The organism is Maribacter sp. (genome assembly GCF_049667165.1).
Taxonomy (GTDB): Bacteria; Bacteroidota; Bacteroidia; order Flavobacteriales; family Flavobacteriaceae; genus Maribacter_A.
In genome coordinates this window covers 1-18,402 of sequence record NZ_JBATHS010000032.1, presented here as the reverse complement: position 1 = coordinate 18,402, position 18,402 = coordinate 1, and the positions used below count along the sequence as shown (strand labels likewise).

Here is an 18,402-nt window from a genome sequence, read left to right as displayed (position 1 = left end):
AATGCAACTCCTATTTCGTCTTTGAACGAAAAAAACCAAATAATGTCTTTCCCAATTGATAAAATATAAAAAAGATAAGCGCGAGTAGGCTGCCAAAACCCATGGGTATGATCGCTCCAAAAGTAAAGGCAGCACCCAGAACCCACCCTAATAAATATTCAGATTTGTACAGCGGAAAAAAGAATGCCAAAATAAACAATGAGCCCATTATATAATCGGTCACTTCAATATCGTTCATAAAACAAACCGCAATGGCTACAGCAACCAAAACAGCTGCAAGAAATCGAATCACAATTTTTGAAAGACTTTCCGTAGCAACCGACATTTCACGTAAATCTATTCTCTTGTGTATACGGTATAATAAGAACCAAGTAAAAAATGGAAGAATTGCTGCACCCCACCAATTGGAGATTCCCGGCAAACGACTGTCGTGCAAAAGATAATGCGTGGGCACACCACCATGAAAGTAATCCCAAGCTACATGGCTCCAGACCAATAGGGTTACTATTCCGGTAAGTAGTATACGAAGTCTTAGTGTTAGTTTCATGATGATTATTTTTCATTGATTATCTATAGGTCATGTTTTCATCTAGTTTGTTACAAATAAAAAAAACGAAGCTTTCCTTTAACCCATCAACATTCCTATAAGAAATCTCCCCTTAGTTTTTGTATATTTAGGCGACTAATTAACGTATACTTCTGATGATTAAAAAATTACTCCCCCTAGTGATGCTATGTGCATCATTTTCGTTTTTTGCACAAGATTTTAAAATGGACCTCGTTCAGGACCTAAAACCCAGAAATATAGGTCCCGGTGGTATGAGTGGTCGTGTTACCGCAATCGATGTGGTACATAACACGCCCGAAGTAATGTATGTGGGTACGGCTTCGGGTGGACTCTGGAAATCTACCTCGGGCGGAATAAAATGGGACCCAATTTTTGACAAGGAAGTGACCGCTTCGATCGGTGCGGTAGCCATTCAGCAATCCAATCCTTCCGTAATCTGGGTAGGTACGGGTGAAGGCAATCCTAGAAACAGCCTTAACGGCGGCTATGGTATCTACAAATCATTGGATGGTGGTAAATCATGGAAATCCATGGGCTTGGAAAAAACCCGTCACATCCATCGTATTAAAATAGACCCTATGGATCCCAATACGGTCTATGTGGGCGCCATAGGATCCCCTTGGGGCGAGCATCCGGAAAGAGGGGTCTATAAGACCACAGATGGCGGTGATACCTGGGAAAAAATACTCTTTGTGAACAATAGAACGGGGGTTGCCGATTTGATCATGGACCCTACGAATCCGAATAAATTGATTGCGGCCCTATGGGAGCATAAAAGAGATCCCTGGTTCTTTAAATCAGGCGGTGAAGGTAGTGGAATCTACATGACCCACGATGGTGGGAAAAATTGGAAAAAACTTACGGATGAAGACGGGCTCCCCAAAGGGGAATTAGGCCGTATAGGCGTTGCAATAGCACCTAGCAAGCCCAATATCGTATATGCCTTGGTAGAAGCAAAAAAGAATGCCCTCTACAAATCAGAAGACGGCGGATTTAAATGGAAGAAGGTCAATGACAAGGAAGATATCGGCAATCGTCCTTTTTATTATTCAGAAATCTACGTGGATCCCCAAAATGAAAATCGGGTCTATTCCGTTTTTACCTATGTGAATGTTTCACAGGATGGTGGCAAAAGCTTTGCTGAGCTCATGCCCGCCTACGGGGTTGACAATGGGGTGCATCCCGATCACCATGCCTGGTGGATCCACCCCGACAACGGCCAGTTTATGCTAAATGGCAATGATGGTGGATTGAACATTACCAAAGATGGCGGTAAAACTTGGCGATTTATTGGCAATTTGCCCGTAGCCCAATTCTACCATGTCAATACAGACAATGAATTCCCATATAATATATATGGCGGCATGCAGGATAATGGGTCATGGCGGGGTCCTGCGTATGTATGGAAAGACCAAGGCATTCGCAATAGCTATTGGCAGGAAATCAGTTTTGGTGATGGCTTTGATGTGGTTCCCGACCTTGACGACTCCAGATATGGGTATACCATGAGCCAACAAGGCTTTGTACAACGTTACGACCATATTACCGGCAATAACTATATTGTTCGACCTACACCGCCCGATGCAGATACCAAGCTTCGTTTTAATTGGAATGCTGCAATTGGGCAAGATTCCTTTGACCGTAGCACAGTATATTTCGGCAGTCAATTCGTTCATAAGAGCACGGATAAAGGTCTTACTTGGGAGGTGATTTCCCCTGATTTGACCACCAATGATCCGGAAAAACAAAAACAATCGGAAAGTGGTGGGCTTACGATGGACGCCACAGGTGCGGAGAACCATTGCACCATCTTGGTCATAGAGCCATCCCCCGTGGAAAAAGATATGTTATGGGTTGGTACCGATGACGGCCGAGTGCATTATACACAAAATGGTGGCGCTAGCTGGACCGAGGTTACAAAAAACATAAAAGGCTTACCTATAGGTAGTTGGATACCTCAAATTAAACCATCGAATAAAAATAAAGGCGAGGCCCTTTTAATCGCCAATGACTATAGAAGATTCAATTATACCCCTTATGCCTATAGAACTAAAAATTATGGCAAAACATGGGAGCGCATCGTTGATAGCACCGATGTGGAGAGTTATACCCTTTCGATTATAGAGGATATAGAAAACCCGAATCTTATGTTTTTGGGCACGGATGACGGGCTTTATATTTCTTTCAATGCGGGCGTAAAATGGCAAAAATGGACAGAGGGTTTCCCAACGGTCTCGACCAAGGACCTTGTCATTCAGCCAAGGGAGCACGATCTTGTTATAGGCACCTTTGGGCGTGCTGCCTGGGTCTTGGATGATATTCGTCCATTACGGGCATTGGCAAGTGATATGTCCATTTTACAAAAAGAAATCAAAATATTCACCCCGCCTACCGCTTACCAAGCCGCATATCAACAACCCACAGGAAGTCGGTTTGGGGCAGATGCCCTGTACAATGCCGAAAATAGGAAGGCAGGGGCCATGATTACCTATTTTATAAAGGAAGGCAAGAAAAAGTCCCCAGAAAAAAAGGAGGATACGAATGCAGAAGAAAAAGAAACGGAAATAGAAAACGATTCCACCAACGTGGCTAGCAAAAAAGAAGAACTGTCCGGGGTACAGAAAAAGGATTCCGTCATGTTCCAGTTCTATGATGGGGATCGCTTGATCAGGACCATCAAGATGAAAACCCCCGAAAAGGCCGGTTTCCATCGTTTGTATTGGGGTATGGACGAAAAAGGGCCGGACAGACCGTCACGGAAAATATCAAAAAATAAGAATGAACGGGGAGGAACCGACGTAAAACCGGGCACCTATAAAATTAAAGTGTCTTTCGGTGACATGACCGATGAGACAACAGTTCAAGTGAAATCGGACCCAAGGTTGGAGGTATCCTTGGCTTCGATCAATGAAGTGTATGAAAATTCAAAAAAGTTGGAGTCATTGACCCAAACCTCCGCTGACGCTGTTAAACAATTGGTTGTAAGCAAGGATGTTGCCACTAAATACCAAAAGGAGCTCAAAGCATTGGATGAGGACAAATACGAGGAACAAATAAAGGCCTCCAAAGAAATTGTTAAACAATTGGATTCTGTAATCGCCCTGTATCTCGGCAAGGAGGATAAAAGACAAGGTATCACCAGGAATCCTGAAATTACTGTTATGCAGCGTATTGGTAATGCCAGTTTTTATACACGTACCCGTAAAACCGGAATAACCCCTACCGAAAAGCGATTGATCCAGTTTGCGGAAGACGATCTGAAAAGTGCGTTGCAAAAAACCAATGCCTTCTTTAGTAATACATGGAAAGCCTATAGGGATGACATTGAAAAACAGGAGGTTAGTCCTTTTAAACCAATAAAAACATTTAGTCTTGATTAGTAAGTAGATATTTAAAAACTAGTAGTATACCTCCATTAAAAAGATAGGTTTTAATACCAATAAATAAGAACATCATGAAAAAAACCGTTGTTGCACTACTTTTAACCACCCTTTTCTTGGGGTGCAAGGAAAAAGAACAGGCCCAACCCAATATTGCTGACACTTTGAAAACGTATACCATTCAACAAATGATGGACAATGAAAGCGTTTTTGGTGGAAGCTTTTCAGCCGATAAATCCAAACTCTTGGTGTCGAGTAACCGGTCTGGGATTTACAATATGTATACCGTACCCGTATCAGGGGGTGAATTGAAGCCGGTTACGGCTTCGGATAGCGCTTCCATATTTTCCATATCCTTTTTCCCAAAAGACGATAGAATGTTGTTTCGAATGGACAATAATGGGGATGAGATCTTCCATATCTTCCTAAGGGATACCTCAGGAGTCCATACGGACTTAACGCCCTATGAAGGGGCAAGGACCAATTTCTATGGGTGGGCCAAGGATAAGAAAAGCTTTTATTACACGTCGAACCAGCGCGATAAAAAATACATGGATCTTTATGAAATGGATATCAACTCCCTCAAGGCCAAGTTAATCTATAAAAATGAGGTGGGCTATGATATAGGTGGAATTTCCAACGACAAGACCTATCTCCCATTAACCAAAGCGATCAATACCAATGACAGTGACCTGTTCGTATTTAACCTCAAGGACAAAACGCTGACAAAAATAAATACTGCCCAAAGCGCCAATAGCAGTGCAGACTTTTCACCTGATGGTAAGTTCTTGTATTATACCACCGATGAGGGCGCTGAATTCGCCTATCTCAAAAAGTTCGACCTCGAAGCCAAGACCAGCGAGAAGGTCATGGAGCGGGATTGGGACATTGCCGGTTCCTATTTTACCGAAAATGGCAAGTATCAGGTCACTTACATCAATGAAGATGCGAAAAACACCATCGAAGTCATGGATGTTGCCTCGGGCAAGAATATAGACCTCCCTGATTTGGACAATGTGAGCATCACAGATGTTGGTTTCGCCAATGATGAAAAACAGATGCGGTTTTATGCGGGTGGTTCCCATACCCCCTCGAATCTATTCTATTACAATTTGGAAAGCAAGGAATTGAACCAACTTACCGATGTGCTGAACGAGGCCATCGACGGCACGCATTTAGTTACGGCAAAGGTCATTCGGTATCCATCCTTTGACGGATTGGAAATACCTGCCATCTACTATAAGCCCCATCAAGCAAATGCGGAGCATAAAGTACCGGCTTTGGTGTGGGTACATGGTGGACCTGGAGGGCAGTCACGTCAGAATTTCAGTGCATTCCTGCAGTATTTGGTCAACCACGGTTACGCAATCCTAGCCGTGAACAATAGGGGAAGTAGTGGCTATGGAAAAACATTTTATCAAATGGATGACCTGAACCACGGTGACAAGGATTTAAAGGATTGTGTTGAAGGTAAGAATTGGTTGGCACAACGACCCGAAATAGATGCTGACAAAATTGGGATTATAGGTGGTTCCTATGGCGGCTATATGACCATGGCCGCTTTGACATATACGCCCGATGAATTTGCAGTCGGAGTCAATTTATTCGGGGTTACGAATTGGATCCGAACCTTGCGTAGTATTCCGCCTTGGTGGGAATCGTTCAAGGATGCCCTCTATAAGGAATTGGGAGATCCGAACAGTGCCGACTCCGTTCGTTTGCGGGAAATATCCCCCTTGTTCCATACCGATAAGGTGACCAAACCCTTGATAGTACTACAAGGATCACAAGATCCCCGGGTACTGCAGGTTGAATCGGATGAGATTGTTGCTGGTGTACGAAAAAATGGCGTTCCTGTCGAATACGTCTTGTTCGAGGACGAAGGGCATGGGTTCGTAAAAAAGGAAAACCAAATAGAGGCTTATAGTAAAGTGTTGGAATTCTTGGATGTCTATTTAAAGAAAGACCAAGGGACACTTAAAAGTGATGGTGAAAAAATGGAAGAAGAAACGAATTAGAAATCCTTATTAAAATGCACTGGCATTCCAATGATGCACGGTTTGTTGGAAGGTTTTTCCATACTGCTTCTTTATCATACGAGCATATAAATAACATTCTAAAATAAATAAACGTCACCAGTACAAATAGGTAAAACATTTACAAAACTTGACATATATCAGGTTTTTCCATGGAAGGCGAAAGTACATTTGTCCTTGGTAATTCCTAACTCGGCATTTTATTCGATAGCGAACAGGGGAAAGGCCATCAATACTAAACCAAACCACATGAGAAGGGTATTTTTATGCATTACAATGCTCTTTGCCATCTCATTAAACTCCCAAGTTCCCAATGAAAATGATTGGGGCTCTTGGATAATGCTGTACGGGTCCAACAAAATCTCAAATGACTTTGATGTGATCACGGAATTCAGGTTACACGATTACGAGGTATTTAAAGATCTGGATAACCAATTTGTACGCACAGGTCTTAACTATCGAATAGACCCCGGATTATCAATAACTGCAGGCTATATTCATCAATACTCCGAAACAAAATCCAATATCAGCATTTCGGAAAATAGGATTTATGAGGAAGGAACCCTTAAAAACAAATTCAGGAACCTAAGTATAGCGCACCGCTATCGAATAGAACATCGATGGATAAATAATATGGGGCGCACGGCCTTTTCCAATAGAATGAGGTACCGTTTACAGCTATCCCATCCACTTTTCGACAAGTTTTTCGTAATGGTCTTTGATGAGATCTTTATTAATCTACAAGAATCCATTTTTAACCAGAATAGGCTGCACATGGGAATCGGGTATGCTTTTGGCCCAAGTTTTAAATTGGAATTAGGCTATTTAAAAAATCACTTCTTGACGACCAATTATGATTTGCTTCGTATAGGCATTTCGTTCAATACCGATTTAAGAAAAAAACCAAAAACAGGATAAGAAGTTCAAATTAAGGTTTAGAGTGTCTTTTCGACTTATCTTGAACACCTCTAACACTTAAATAGAATGAACCTTCAAAAAGTAACTTTCAAAAACAAGAATGGGCAGACCCTAGTGGGCAGATTAGAGCTTCCAGCGAATCAACATCCGCACAGTTACGCCATTTTCGCACATTGCTTTACGTGTAATAAAAATCTAACCGCAATCAAGAATATTGGTCGTGTACTTACCTCGAACGGATTTGGAGTATTGCGTTTCGATTTTACTGGACTAGGGGAAAGTGAAGGGGAATTCAGTGATGCCAACTTTTCCGGTAATGTGGATGATCTTTTAGCCGCATCGGACTATTTGGCCGCGAGCTACCAGGCCCCTGCCCTATTGATCGGGCATTCCTTGGGTGGGGCGGCCGCTTTATTTGCCGCTTCCCAAATTGATTCGATCCAGGCGGTTGCCACCATAGCGGCTCCTTCCGACCCTGATCATGTTAAACACCTATTACGGAGTAGCATCAATAAAATTAATCAAAATGGGAAAGCCGTTGTGAATATCGGTGGAAGGGATTTTACCATTAAAAAACAATTTCTGGATGATTTGGAGAAAAAGACGCTGTCGGTAACCCTAAAAAATTTAGGTAAACCCCTACTCATACTGCATTCACCACAAGATAGGATCGTGGGCATAAAAAATGCCGAGGAAATCTATAAAGCGGCACGTCATCCCAAGAGTTTCATCTCCTTGGATGGGGCAGATCATTTATTGATGAACCCAAAAGACTCCAATTATGTGGGCGAGGTCATTTCTAGTTGGGCAAAAAGATACCTCCAATCAGAGAACCCAGAAAAACTCCCAAAAACCGAACACCAGGTTGTGGCAAGTTTGGATTTTGAGGATGGCTTTACAACGCAAATGAAAGTAGGCACTCATTACCTGACTGCTGATGAACCTGTCGATTATGGGGGGAATGACTTCGGTCCGTCTCCTTATGAAATGGTATCCGCCGGACTTTCTGCCTGTACTGCGATGACCCTTCAAATGTATGCAAAGCGTAAAAATTGGAAAATAGAGAATGTTGAAGTCCATACATCGTACAGTAAAACCCACGCAGAGGATTGTAAGGATTGTGAATCTTCGAATTCGAAAATCGATACTTTTCAACGAAAAATCAAGATAACTGGGGATTTTGATGACAATCAATTAAAACGTTTGCTTCAAATAGCCGAGAAATGCCCTGTACATAAGACATTGCGCAACAGCTCAGAAATCAAAAGCGAGCTGATACCTTAATGCATACCGACAGACCTTATCCATAAATGGATGATATCGCCCCATTCAAATAAAAGGGGTATTGTCTTACACAAAATAATAGTTAACTTTATAAAAATCCTAAAACAAAGAACAATGAAAAGAATAAAATTATTGGTTTTAGCCCTTGTGGTTATGACGGGCTACAACTGCAAGGAAGTAAAAAAGGAAGCCAAGGAAGCAAAAGAAGAGGTGACAGAGGAAATTATGGAAGTGGAAAATGTAGAGGTCATCTCATTTGCTATGCAACCTAAGAGCAATAGTAATGTAAAAGGGGATGTTACCTTTACCCAGGAAGATGGCCAAGTTACCATGAACGCTACTTTTTCTGGCCTGACCCCAGGGGAACATGCCATTCATTTGCATGAAAAGGCAGATTGTTCTTCTGATGACGGTACATCCACTGGCGGCCACTGGAATCCGACACACGAGCCACACGGAAAATGGTTGGCTCCCGAGGGATATCACAAAGGGGATATCGGTAATTTCATAGCAGATGACGCAGGGAATGGCACATTGACCTTTTCAACGGATCAATGGTGCATTGGTTGCGATGATGAAAACATGAATATCACCGGGAAAGCGGTAATTGTTCATCAAGGCGTAGATGATTTTGTTTCACAACCCAGCGGTGATGCTGGCGCCCGTATAAGTTGTACGGGGATAATTCAATAAAAACAGTAGTATGAAAAAAATTAGTTTATTGAGCCTAGGTATGCTCTTAGTTTTAAGTTTCGGCTGTAAACAGACCAAGAAGGAAAACACGGAGCAACAGCAAGTTTCAAAAGAACTGGTAGCGGATTCCTTTACCTTGATCAAGGATTCGACAAAAGTTGGTTTCACGGCCTACAAAACCACAGATAAAGTACCGGTGAAGGGAAGCTTTAAAAACGTTGTCATTTCGAATGAACACGTTGGGAGTACGCCATTGGAGGCCCTCAATGGTGTTGAATTCAGTATTCCGGTAAACAGTTTGTTTACCAACGATCCCACTGGTATTCGGGATCCAAAACTTTTGAAATTCTTTTTCGCGGTCATGACCAACACAGAGCTCATTTCAGGTGTTTTTAATGCTGCCGATAATAAGTGCGCCATTGATGTTACCTTGAATGGTGAAACGGTAAATATACCATTGGAATATACCATGGATACCGATACTAAGATCACCTTTAAGGGTATACTGAACTTGGAAGATGTGAACGCCCTTGATGCACTGGCCTCGATACACGAAGCCTGTAAGGAATTGCATACAGGTGCCGATGGGATAAGCAAAACATGGAGTGAGGTTGCCGTGGAAGCCCAAGCGCAATTTCAGTAAAAGCAATAAGGACCATTCGCTTTAAAAATCCAATGTACACTATAAATTCATGGTTGCATTTTAAAGATTGATTGAATAGCTGCCTTAGGGTGGCTATTTATTATTGAAATGATCCCTAAAAATTCAAGAAATATTTTGGAGTATGTAATTTTTATGACAGCATTTTATGAAAACCATAGATAAACCTTTAAAACCCTCATTTTCATACTAAAAGTCCCTTAATTTGCTTTTCTTTGATGCCTAAACAACGAAAACAATGAACCCATCATCCTCTGGTTGGATTGATAAATTCGGATACCTTACCAAAGGTCAAGAAGACGGTTACCAGAACTTTAGCGACCTGTACAAGGCCCTAAGGGATACAGGTTTCGTTTATGGGTTGAATATCAGAATCCCGAGGTTCATAATTCCGGAACACAAACTTTCTGAAGATGAAAAAGCCAAGATAAATCTATTGGCAGCGCTATATTTTACGTATAGATTTGAAAAGAAAAGCACCGATTTTGATGCTTTTTTACAGCTGGTATTTCAATTTTACCAAGATTTGGGCCTAAACCAAATCTCATTTCTGAAAAAGTTGTTTGTCGGCAATAAAACATCCGACCAGCTCGAAAAACTATTGGATACCCGCGTATACCTCGAAGATAATGTGATCAGCAAGACCTTCAATAGCATTATCACGAATTCATTGCTTTACATTGATGTGCTCACCTTTAAGCGGTATTTAAATGACACAAGTACTATTGAAGTGTATGCACAGAATTTGGAAAACACGGCCATGAACGTGATTTACCACGCCTTGAATTCAAAGGAAACGAACAAAAACGACCACAAACTGGCCCATTTGTTCGAAGCCTCGCTGACCTTTATCGATAGTGATACCCAGACCTTTGACGTAAATTATCGCGATAAACTTCAAAAGGACCTATCCAAAATCGAGAAACATTACTTAATGGATCTCGCCGCTTTGGCCATTTGGGAAGATCACTCCATTGATTACCTAGAGTCGGAATTCTTTTATGAGTTTGGAAAAGATCTAGGCTTTGATGAAAATGAGGTGACAACCACGCTGAAGGAAATCACGGTCTTTTTTGATAAGAACTCCAAAATAATACCCTACCTGAAAGATCATAATTTGGCTTACAAATTTTATGACAGCATGTCAAAGGTTGTCAATAAACTGATTTTAAGAAACAGCAAAAGGCTTCAGAAAGAACTTTCAGAAAGTAAGGAGTTGGTCGCATTACTATCCAAATCGACCATCAAGGATTTAAGTCCTGAAGAGAAGAAAAAAGTACAAAGTCAGTTGATTGATATCTTTAAGAGCATCCCCTCCCTTGCCATTTTCATGTTGCCCGGCGGAGCCGTTCTATTGCCGATTTTCATCAAGCTGATCCCGAAGCTACTACCCTCATCCTTCGATGAGAATAGAATCGAAAAAAAATAGGTTTTCCTAATTAAAAGGCACTATAAGAAATATCTATACCTAAATTCAACTATTTAATTTTCAACTAGTTAAACCTCACTATTCCAACCATAACTTAAAGTCTTTGACCCGCTCCCTACTTACGATGATCTCTTGCTCGGTGAAGCGGTTCAATTTAATTTTCAAGCGTGAATTGGTATAAGAAATGATATCCTTGATATGGTTAATGTTCACATAATATTTTCGACTTACACGAAAGAAGGTCTCAGGATGCAACTCGGTTTCCAAATTTTCCAAGGTGGTGTCCAATAGATAATTGCGACCATCGGAAGTCGCGGCATAAGTTCCTTTGTTCTCACTATAAAAACATTCGACCTCATCGGCATTCACTATTTTCAAATGCTGCCCTACCCTAGTGGTGAATCTTTTTTTGTATTCCCGTTCCAAGGGATTGATCAATAATTTTTTTATGTCCTCAAAATCCAATGATAATTTTTGGGTCGCCGGTTTAACGGCTTTATACTTTCTCACCGCATTTTCAAGTTCCTCATCATCGATGGGTTTCAATAAATAATCAATACTATTCAATTTAAAGGCCTGAAGCGCATATTCGTCATAAGCCGTGGTAAAGATTATGGAGCTCTGTACATCGACGACATCAAAGATCTCAAAGGAGAGTCCGTCGGATAACTGAATATCCAAGAAAATCAGTTCTGGATGCGGATTGTTTTGAAACCATTCGATCGATTCTTCAACAGAATGGAGCATTGTGGACACCTCTACATCCAAATCAGCCAATAAACGGCCCAATCTACGGGCAGCTGGTTTCTCGTCTTCTATGATGATTACATTCATATACTTGTTATAATATTGTTATATTCCCTATTCGTATTTTTTCTTTTTTTGATCTTCTTTCAAGTAACGCTCCATTTGACGGTCTTCCCATTTCTTAACGAAAAAAGGGATCTTACCAAAAACTAAAAGTGCATGTATAGCGAGAATAACCACCCAAACATAGGCATTCCAATATATCCAGTCCATAGCATCGGGATAATTTAAAGCCTCTTTACCCAAAAGCCAAACTGTCATTTTATCTTTCAAAAGCAATAAAGCCGTATTGATGACCACAAAAATACCAAGGTGGTTATAGAACCCCCTGATCTGCGCCACCCTACGATGCGCCCTTTCTAATTTGTAGATTTCTTTATTTTCCATATCCCCCGCCCATTTGTTTATACTTTTCAGCTTCTTTCCGGTCTTCTTCCATATATTTCTGAATCTGTCGTTGCTCCCAATCCTTACTGAAAAAAGGATTCATATGAAACACCTTTATTGCATGAAAAGACAAACCTATACCCCAAAAGAAAGGGGTGGCAAAGGTGCTAAAATGCCAAAAAGTGCCCATAAAATTAGTTCCGTAGAAATGAGAACCTACTAATTTAGCACCTATTAGAAATAGGTTAATAACCATATATATTGTCAAATGCGTATAGAAGCCCTTGAGTTCCTTAACCCTTTTTTTCGCTTTGGTAATTTTATTTGTATTATTTTCTTCCATAATTAAAGTCTTTACCGTCAATACAAGGTTAGTGGTGATCTATAAGCCATGATCATTGCGATTTACAAGTTTGGCAATACTATTTTTACCACCATCCCTGGTTTTCTAGCTACTCGTCCAAGAACTCATTTAACTTGCGATTTTCCCAATTCTTAATAAAACCAGGTTTGTACCTCAGTAAATATATTCCAACAAATATCAAGACAATAGCCCAAATGACGGGCAACAAAATAGTATTAAGAGCTACCCAGTGTAAAAAACCTTCATCCGTTATGCCTTTTGACACCAAAAAGTCTATTAACCTTCCCTTGAATACAAATAACAATATGGTGGCAATGAAAAAAAGCACGACGTGCGCGTATAATCGCTTTATATTTTCAATACGATTTTTCGCTTTTTCATATTTCTCAAATTCGTTCCTTTTAGTTTCCATTAGCGATATCTTTCTGCATCCTTTTTATCCTTGTCCATATATTTCTGAATCTGTCTTTGTTCCCAATCCTTACTAAAAAACGGATTGTACGAAAAGACCTTTACCCCATGGAAAAACATGCCTATGCCCCAAAAGAACCATACGGCAAAGGTTCCGAAATCCCAAAATGCCTCTCCAAAGCTTTCCCCTTCCCCCAAATTACGTACAATCTTCATCGTAGAAATAAAAGTGTTAACGGCGATATACACCGTAAGGTGAATATAAAACCCCTTGAGCTCCTCAACGCGCTTTTTGGCACGCTTCATTTTTTCATTATTCCTGTTCTCCATTACTTCCATCTTCCATTTTTTTCATCGTCCTGCATATATTCCTTGATCTTACGTTCTTCCCAATCCCTTCCAAAAAAAGGATTTAAACCGAAGGTCTTGATGGCCTGAAAGACCAAACCGATACCCCATCCAAAAGCCGCCCATAGAAACCAGGGATAGCGCCATTCATCGGTCCAATAGTTAATGCCTGCCAAAAGGCCTATAAAGAATATATAGGATATTAAATTTGTGTAGAATTTCTTAATACATTCTACCCTATCTTTTGCCCTAAAATACTTTTTGTCTTTTTCTGAAGTTTCCATTTCTGTTGGTTTGTTTAATTTATAGGATAAAAGTATGGGGTTAAACACGTTATACTAAATTTTGATTACCCAGTTGTCATTTTTTAAGGATGGATTGTTCGATCAGAACGTGTCATCATCCATAAACTTCCTAAGCTTACGTTCTTCCCAACGTTTTCCCCATAGCGGATTATAGCCAAAGACCTCCATACCGTGCATTGTGACCCCGAATCCCCACCCCAAGGTTGGGAAAATAACCCATGGGAAACTGGTGGTATTGTAGTTGAGTAGTGCCAAACATGGGATTACGATACAATAGGCCAAAAGATTGCCATAAAACCCCTTAAGTTTTTCTACATGCTCTTTGGCCTTAGCATACCGTTTGTCATCAATATAAGTCTGTTGGGTTTCCATTACGGTTACTTGTTTTGTCAGCAAGGGTAGCTTTACACTGAAATTCTTATCTGATTTAGCGATTTCCACTTGCCTATCGGTTAATATTCCATAGCGTTGTTGAATGTTTTGTAGTCCCACACCACTACTCTTTTTTACCACTTGTTTTTCTTGTAGGTTATTTTCAACCACCAATTGCCCATCTTTCTCATACACCTTTATGAATAAGGGCTTCGAAGCGGTGACCACATTATGTTTCACGGCGTTTTCAAGCAATAATTGCAATGAAAGAGGAACGATTTTAGCCTCTGGATTACTGCTTTGATCCGGAATTTCTAGATGAATGCTATCCTCAAAACGCATTTTTAACAGTTTCACGTAAGTCTTGGCGAACTGCAGTTCCTCATCCACTGAAATAAGATCTTTATTCTTTTGTTCCAACACATATCTATATACTTTTGAAAGGGAGGTCGTGAACTTCTGGGCCTGATCGGGATCTTCCTCGATCAAACTGGTCAGCACATTCAAACTATTAAAGAGAAAATGGGGATCTAATTGGTTCTTAAGGGCATCGAATTTGGCAGAAGCCGTACCTGCGATTATTTTTTGCTCTTTGACTTTTTTCTCCTGTAAAGCCTTATAGAAGTAAAACGAATGAATGAACAACGAGATAATAATGGCAATCAGAATAAAGATCAAATAGGTAGAACCTTCTTCGTTCTGAAAAAAATAATCCATCGATTGACCGTAATACCAGACCAAAAGTAGTAAACGTACCAATCCATAGGCCAATACGGTAATGACAATAGAGCCGATAGAACCTAATATCAAACGCTTTTTAGGCTGGGACTCCCAACTAAATTTATTGGAAATGTAAGCTTCATAGGTAATATTTATAACGGTTAAAATCAGTGCAATAGCAAACACGATCACTGCATGTTCTACCTGTTCTGCCCAAACAAATTCTTTATCCCAAAAGAATATCAACTCAAAAATGATAATGCCCACGGCAATTACCAAACTGAACTTAAGTACCTTAACGATTTTACTTGACATTTTATATTATTGTTTACAACCTTCAAGAGTGGCCTCTGCCCTATCCTTTCCCCAATTGGGATGAAAAGGTGTCGCTGGCTTAAATTTAGCAAAAAGTTCCAAGGCGCGTTCAATATCTTTGCAATAGGGTGCGGTATCTTGCCCGAAATATCGTGCCGTCCCCATATCCCATTCTGCCTTTGAAAAAACGACCCTAGGATTATCCGGAGCCAATTGTAGGGCTTTTTGGTATATTTCGACCGCTTTAGCTGAGAGTGTCATTCCGTAGGTTGCCCCATCATAGGCCATCCAAGCGGTGTAGATCATGGCCTGCTGGACCAATATTTCAGGGTTATCGGGGGAAATAGCTTTGGCTAGGTCAATAAACTCCTGGGCTTTTTCCAATTGCTGGGTCAATTTTTCCTTATCCTGTTCCCCAAAGGAAGCCAACGTATTCACTTGTGCCCCATAATACGCCGGAAGCCAATTATCCAGTTCAGCGGAAGAAATACGTTCGAACATATTCGAAGCCTCCGGAATCTTGCCCTCTCCCCAGAGTTGAAAGGCTTTTTGCATTCCAACCGTAAATTGGTCCTGTGCCGTGGACACCGTTGCAAATAAAATAAGTGTAATCGCTATTAATTTTTTCATAATTGCTGGTTTTATATTGTTTAATAGGTCAAAAGTGAATGAATCAAGTCATTCATTTAAAAAAGAAATACCGAGTTGTAACTATTTTAGGATGGATTGTAACATTGAGCGTGTGATAGGCCCTTTATGGACTACCTACTGGGTAGTATAGAGTTTCTGTTACTCCAGTCCCATATAAAATAAGTTTTATACGAAGCGGAAGTTCATCAAGGCTAGCGCTTATAAAACTGATTTTCATCCCATTAAAAAAGAGACTTCAATGAGGCGGTAAAAAATTGTTGTTTAACAATTATAAAAAAATAGATCCACAATTTTTTTAAAGCGGAATACAATTGAAAAAATCGTACTTTAACAAATGAATTGTACGTCATTTTAACCTATTTGGCATTGCGCCAATGACGTTTATAGGAACCAGGATCGCTAATCCCCCTTTTAACGAATTGAGTTTTTATTTCTTTAGGAAACTTCAGAAACAAAGACCCACGGAAAGTTCATGATAATATACCCCAGTCGTATTATCTTTTTAAAACAACTGGGTATAACCCAGGGTTAGGTGTATCATCGCCTACTATTTTTGATAAGGCATATAGTTGTGAATTAAATATAAAAATACTTGAAAGGGATGGTTCAAGTTTTATAATCCCTTTACCAATACATATCAATCCATGAAACTGACCAAAAAGAAGGAACATGAAATAATGCAAGTGTATGATACTTGGATGCATAGCTACTTAAATGGAGATGTTCTTACTTATGATAGTTATTTTGCCGATGAATACCATTTTATAGGATCTACAGACAACGAAGAGTTTCTAAACCGAAAAGATACTACCCAGTTTTTCAAAGACACCGCTGAACAATTCTCAGGTAAAACAGACTTACGAAACCAAACCAAAACTATTGAAGCATTTGATGATCTTATTTTCATAACACATTTATTCGATGCTTGGTTTATAAACGGTAGCGATTGGACTTATTATGGTCGTTTTAGATTTTCTTCAGTCTTACATGAAAAAAAAGAAGGTTGGAAGTTTATCTATCAGCATTTCTCTATAGCCGATGGTAAAACAGATGAAGGAGAAACCATAGGTTTTGACAAAGTGAATGCAGAAAACCAAGAGTTAAGAGAAGCCATAAAACGACGCACGGTAGAACTCGAACAAAAAAACAGGGAACTGGAAATAGAGACGGCACTGGAAAAAGTAAGAGCCAAATCTATGGGCATGTATAAAAGTGAGGAACTGGCCGATCTTTCGCTTGAATTGGTAAAACAAGTTCAGAATTTGGGAGTAGCCACTTGGTTTTGTGCTTTCAATATTTATGAAGAAGATCCTAAAGGCTCAATTGAATGGGGCAGCAATGGCCAAGGCACCTTTCCCAAATACAGAACCCCGAGGGAAGGTATTTTTCTTCGCTATTATAAAGCCGGGCAAAAAGGAGAATCATTACATATTAATGAAATTGAGAAAAACGAATGTGCCACGCATTATGAGTACCTGTGTACCTTACCGGGTGTCGGTGACCAGTTACTTAAAATGAAGGAGGATGGCATTCCATTTCCCAAATCACAAATTGACCATGTGGCCTATTTCAAATATGGTTATGTCTTATTTATTACCTATGAGCCGGTACCCGGATCCCATGATATTTTTAAACGTTTCGCTAAAGTTTTCGAACAAACCTATACACGTTTTCTCGACCTCCAAAAAGCCGAGGTACAAGCAAGGGAAGCGGAAATAGAACTGGCATTAGAAAGAGTTCGTGCCAGAACCATGGCAATGCACAAAAGTGAGGAACTCAAAGACGTTATTCAGGTCGTTAACGACCAGTTTGTCCATTTAAAAATCAATACCGAACATACTGGGTTTGTAATGGATTATAAGGCAAGGAACGATTATGATATTTGGATTGCTGACCAGCTCGAGGTTCCCTCGCATGTCACTATTCCTTATTTTGACTGTATCTATTACAATCGATTTAATGAGGCAACGAAAAAAGGGGAGGATTTCTTTGCTACCAACTTGACTTTTAAAGAGAAAAACAAATTTTATAAAAAGTTAATTGAATATATACCTGATTTGCCAGAGGAAACAATGGAATTTCTTTTCAGTGTTCCTGGTCTTGCGGCATCCACTGTATTGTTAGATAATGTTTGCCTGTATATCGAGAATTTTGAGGGTATTCCTTATACAGATGAAGAGAATAGCATACTTATGCGCTTTGGGAAGGTGTTCCAACAAACCTATACGCGTTTTTTAGACCTTCAAAAAGCTGAAGCACAAGCAAGGGACGCACAAATTGAGGCCTCATTAGAACGCGTTCGTTCTCGTAGTATGGCAATGCATTCTAGTGAGGAATTAACGGATGCTGGAGCATTATTATATCAAGAACTCTCAAAACTGGGAATTCAAAATCTCACAACAGGGTATACACTTTTTGATGAAACTGTGACAATGGGTTGGAATTATGGTGTAAACCCAGCTGATGGTAGCATTCGTCACAAACCTGTTGGAATGAACCACACCAAGACGAAGGTCATGAAGGCGATTGCTTCGAGCTGGAAAAAGCAAGAGCCCTTACTGGTCATACAATTGAACGAAAGGGAAACAATAAAACATCAAACTTTTATAGCAGAGGAAAGTATCGATTTTCCTATTTCAAAAGAAAGATTGTTGTCCATTTCCCCCAAACGGCTAGTCGTACATACCTTTAATTTCAAACAAGGGTATTTGCTCATTGTTGGTGGAGAATTGTTAACTTTTGAACAACAGGAA

Annotated in this window: 17 protein-coding genes; 8 read left to right on the top strand and 9 right to left on the bottom strand. The window is 40.2% G+C overall.

The window, feature by feature from the left end:
• Window positions 1-10 precede the first annotated feature (10 nt).
• Window positions 11-547 carry a hypothetical protein gene (locus WBM98_RS01605; RefSeq protein ID WP_424364269.1) on the bottom strand — a complete coding sequence of 179 codons (537 nt, stop codon included), beginning with the start codon at window positions 545-547 and terminating at the stop codon, window positions 11-13.
• Window positions 548-705: 158 nt separating this feature from the next.
• Between WBM98_RS01605 and WBM98_RS01600 the strand changes: the two genes are divergently transcribed.
• The 7 genes from WBM98_RS01600 to WBM98_RS01570 all read left to right on the top strand — a co-directional run bounded on the left by WBM98_RS01600 (window position 706) and on the right by WBM98_RS01570 (window position 10,969).
• Complete coding sequence (locus tag WBM98_RS01600; protein ID WP_424364279.1) at window positions 706-3,948, top strand: VPS10 domain-containing protein; 3,243 nt, start codon at window positions 706-708, stop codon at window positions 3,946-3,948.
• Window positions 3,949-4,022: 74 nt separating this feature from the next.
• Window positions 4,023-5,966: a S9 family peptidase gene (locus WBM98_RS01595; RefSeq protein WP_424364268.1), complete on the top strand. Its 1,944-nt coding sequence runs from the start codon at window positions 4,023-4,025 to the stop codon at window positions 5,964-5,966.
• Between the two features lie 267 nt (window positions 5,967-6,233).
• The gene (locus WBM98_RS01590) at window positions 6,234-6,902 is read left to right on the top strand and encodes a DUF2490 domain-containing protein (RefSeq protein ID WP_424364267.1); all 669 of its coding nucleotides are present in this window, start codon (window positions 6,234-6,236) and stop codon (window positions 6,900-6,902) included.
• 66 nt (window positions 6,903-6,968) lie between these two features.
• Window positions 6,969-8,186: an alpha/beta fold hydrolase gene (locus tag WBM98_RS01585; protein WP_424364266.1), complete on the top strand. Its 1,218-nt coding sequence runs from the start codon at window positions 6,969-6,971 to the stop codon at window positions 8,184-8,186.
• Between the two features lie 114 nt (window positions 8,187-8,300).
• Window positions 8,301-8,879 (top strand): superoxide dismutase family protein, encoded by a 579-nt coding sequence (locus WBM98_RS01580; protein ID WP_424364265.1) that lies wholly within the window; start codon window positions 8,301-8,303, stop codon window positions 8,877-8,879.
• A 10-nt stretch (window positions 8,880-8,889) separates the two neighbouring features.
• A complete protein-coding gene (locus WBM98_RS01575; RefSeq protein ID WP_424364264.1) occupies window positions 8,890-9,522 on the top strand; it encodes a hypothetical protein in 633 nt (210 codons plus the stop codon).
• 256 nt (window positions 9,523-9,778) lie between these two features.
• Window positions 9,779-10,969, top strand: a complete 1,191-nt coding sequence (locus tag WBM98_RS01570; protein ID WP_424364263.1) for an LETM1-related biofilm-associated protein — start codon at window positions 9,779-9,781, stop codon at window positions 10,967-10,969.
• Window positions 10,970-11,047: 78 nt separating this feature from the next.
• Here the strand turns inward: WBM98_RS01570 and WBM98_RS01565 are convergent, their stop codons facing one another.
• The 8 genes from WBM98_RS01565 to WBM98_RS01530 form a co-directional block, all read right to left on the bottom strand.
• The gene (locus tag WBM98_RS01565; protein WP_424364262.1) at window positions 11,048-11,803 is read right to left on the bottom strand and encodes a LytR/AlgR family response regulator transcription factor; all 756 of its coding nucleotides are present in this window, start codon (window positions 11,801-11,803) and stop codon (window positions 11,048-11,050) included.
• A gap of 27 nt (window positions 11,804-11,830) precedes the next feature.
• Entirely contained in the window at window positions 11,831-12,163 is a 333-nt protein-coding gene (locus tag WBM98_RS01560) for a 2TM domain-containing protein (RefSeq protein WP_424364261.1), read from the bottom strand.
• Window positions 12,153-12,506, bottom strand: a complete 354-nt coding sequence (locus WBM98_RS01555; protein WP_424364260.1) for a 2TM domain-containing protein — start codon at window positions 12,504-12,506, stop codon at window positions 12,153-12,155. The genes WBM98_RS01560 and WBM98_RS01555 overlap by 11 nt, the downstream gene beginning before the upstream one ends.
• Before the next feature lie 109 nt (window positions 12,507-12,615).
• A complete protein-coding gene (locus tag WBM98_RS01550) occupies window positions 12,616-12,939 on the bottom strand; it encodes a 2TM domain-containing protein (RefSeq protein WP_424364259.1) in 324 nt (107 codons plus the stop codon).
• Entirely contained in the window at window positions 12,939-13,277 is a 339-nt protein-coding gene (locus WBM98_RS01545) for a 2TM domain-containing protein (RefSeq protein WP_424364258.1), read from the bottom strand. The genes WBM98_RS01550 and WBM98_RS01545 overlap by 1 nt, the downstream gene beginning before the upstream one ends.
• A complete protein-coding gene (locus WBM98_RS01540) occupies window positions 13,268-13,570 on the bottom strand; it encodes a 2TM domain-containing protein (protein WP_424364257.1) in 303 nt (100 codons plus the stop codon). Before WBM98_RS01540 ends, WBM98_RS01545 begins: the two co-directional genes overlap by 10 nt.
• A gap of 102 nt (window positions 13,571-13,672) precedes the next feature.
• Complete coding sequence (locus WBM98_RS01535; protein ID WP_424364256.1) at window positions 13,673-14,998, bottom strand: 2TM domain-containing protein; 1,326 nt, start codon at window positions 14,996-14,998, stop codon at window positions 13,673-13,675.
• Between the two features lie 6 nt (window positions 14,999-15,004).
• On the bottom strand, window positions 15,005-15,628 hold the full coding sequence (locus WBM98_RS01530; protein WP_424364255.1) for a hypothetical protein: 624 nt from the start codon (window positions 15,626-15,628) through the stop codon (window positions 15,005-15,007).
• Window positions 15,629-16,293: 665 nt separating this feature from the next.
• On the opposite strand from WBM98_RS01530, the gene WBM98_RS01525 reads away from it, so the two are divergent.
• Window positions 16,294-18,402 (top strand): nuclear transport factor 2 family protein (locus WBM98_RS01525; protein ID WP_424364254.1); only part of this gene is annotated, 2,109 nt, incomplete at its 3' end.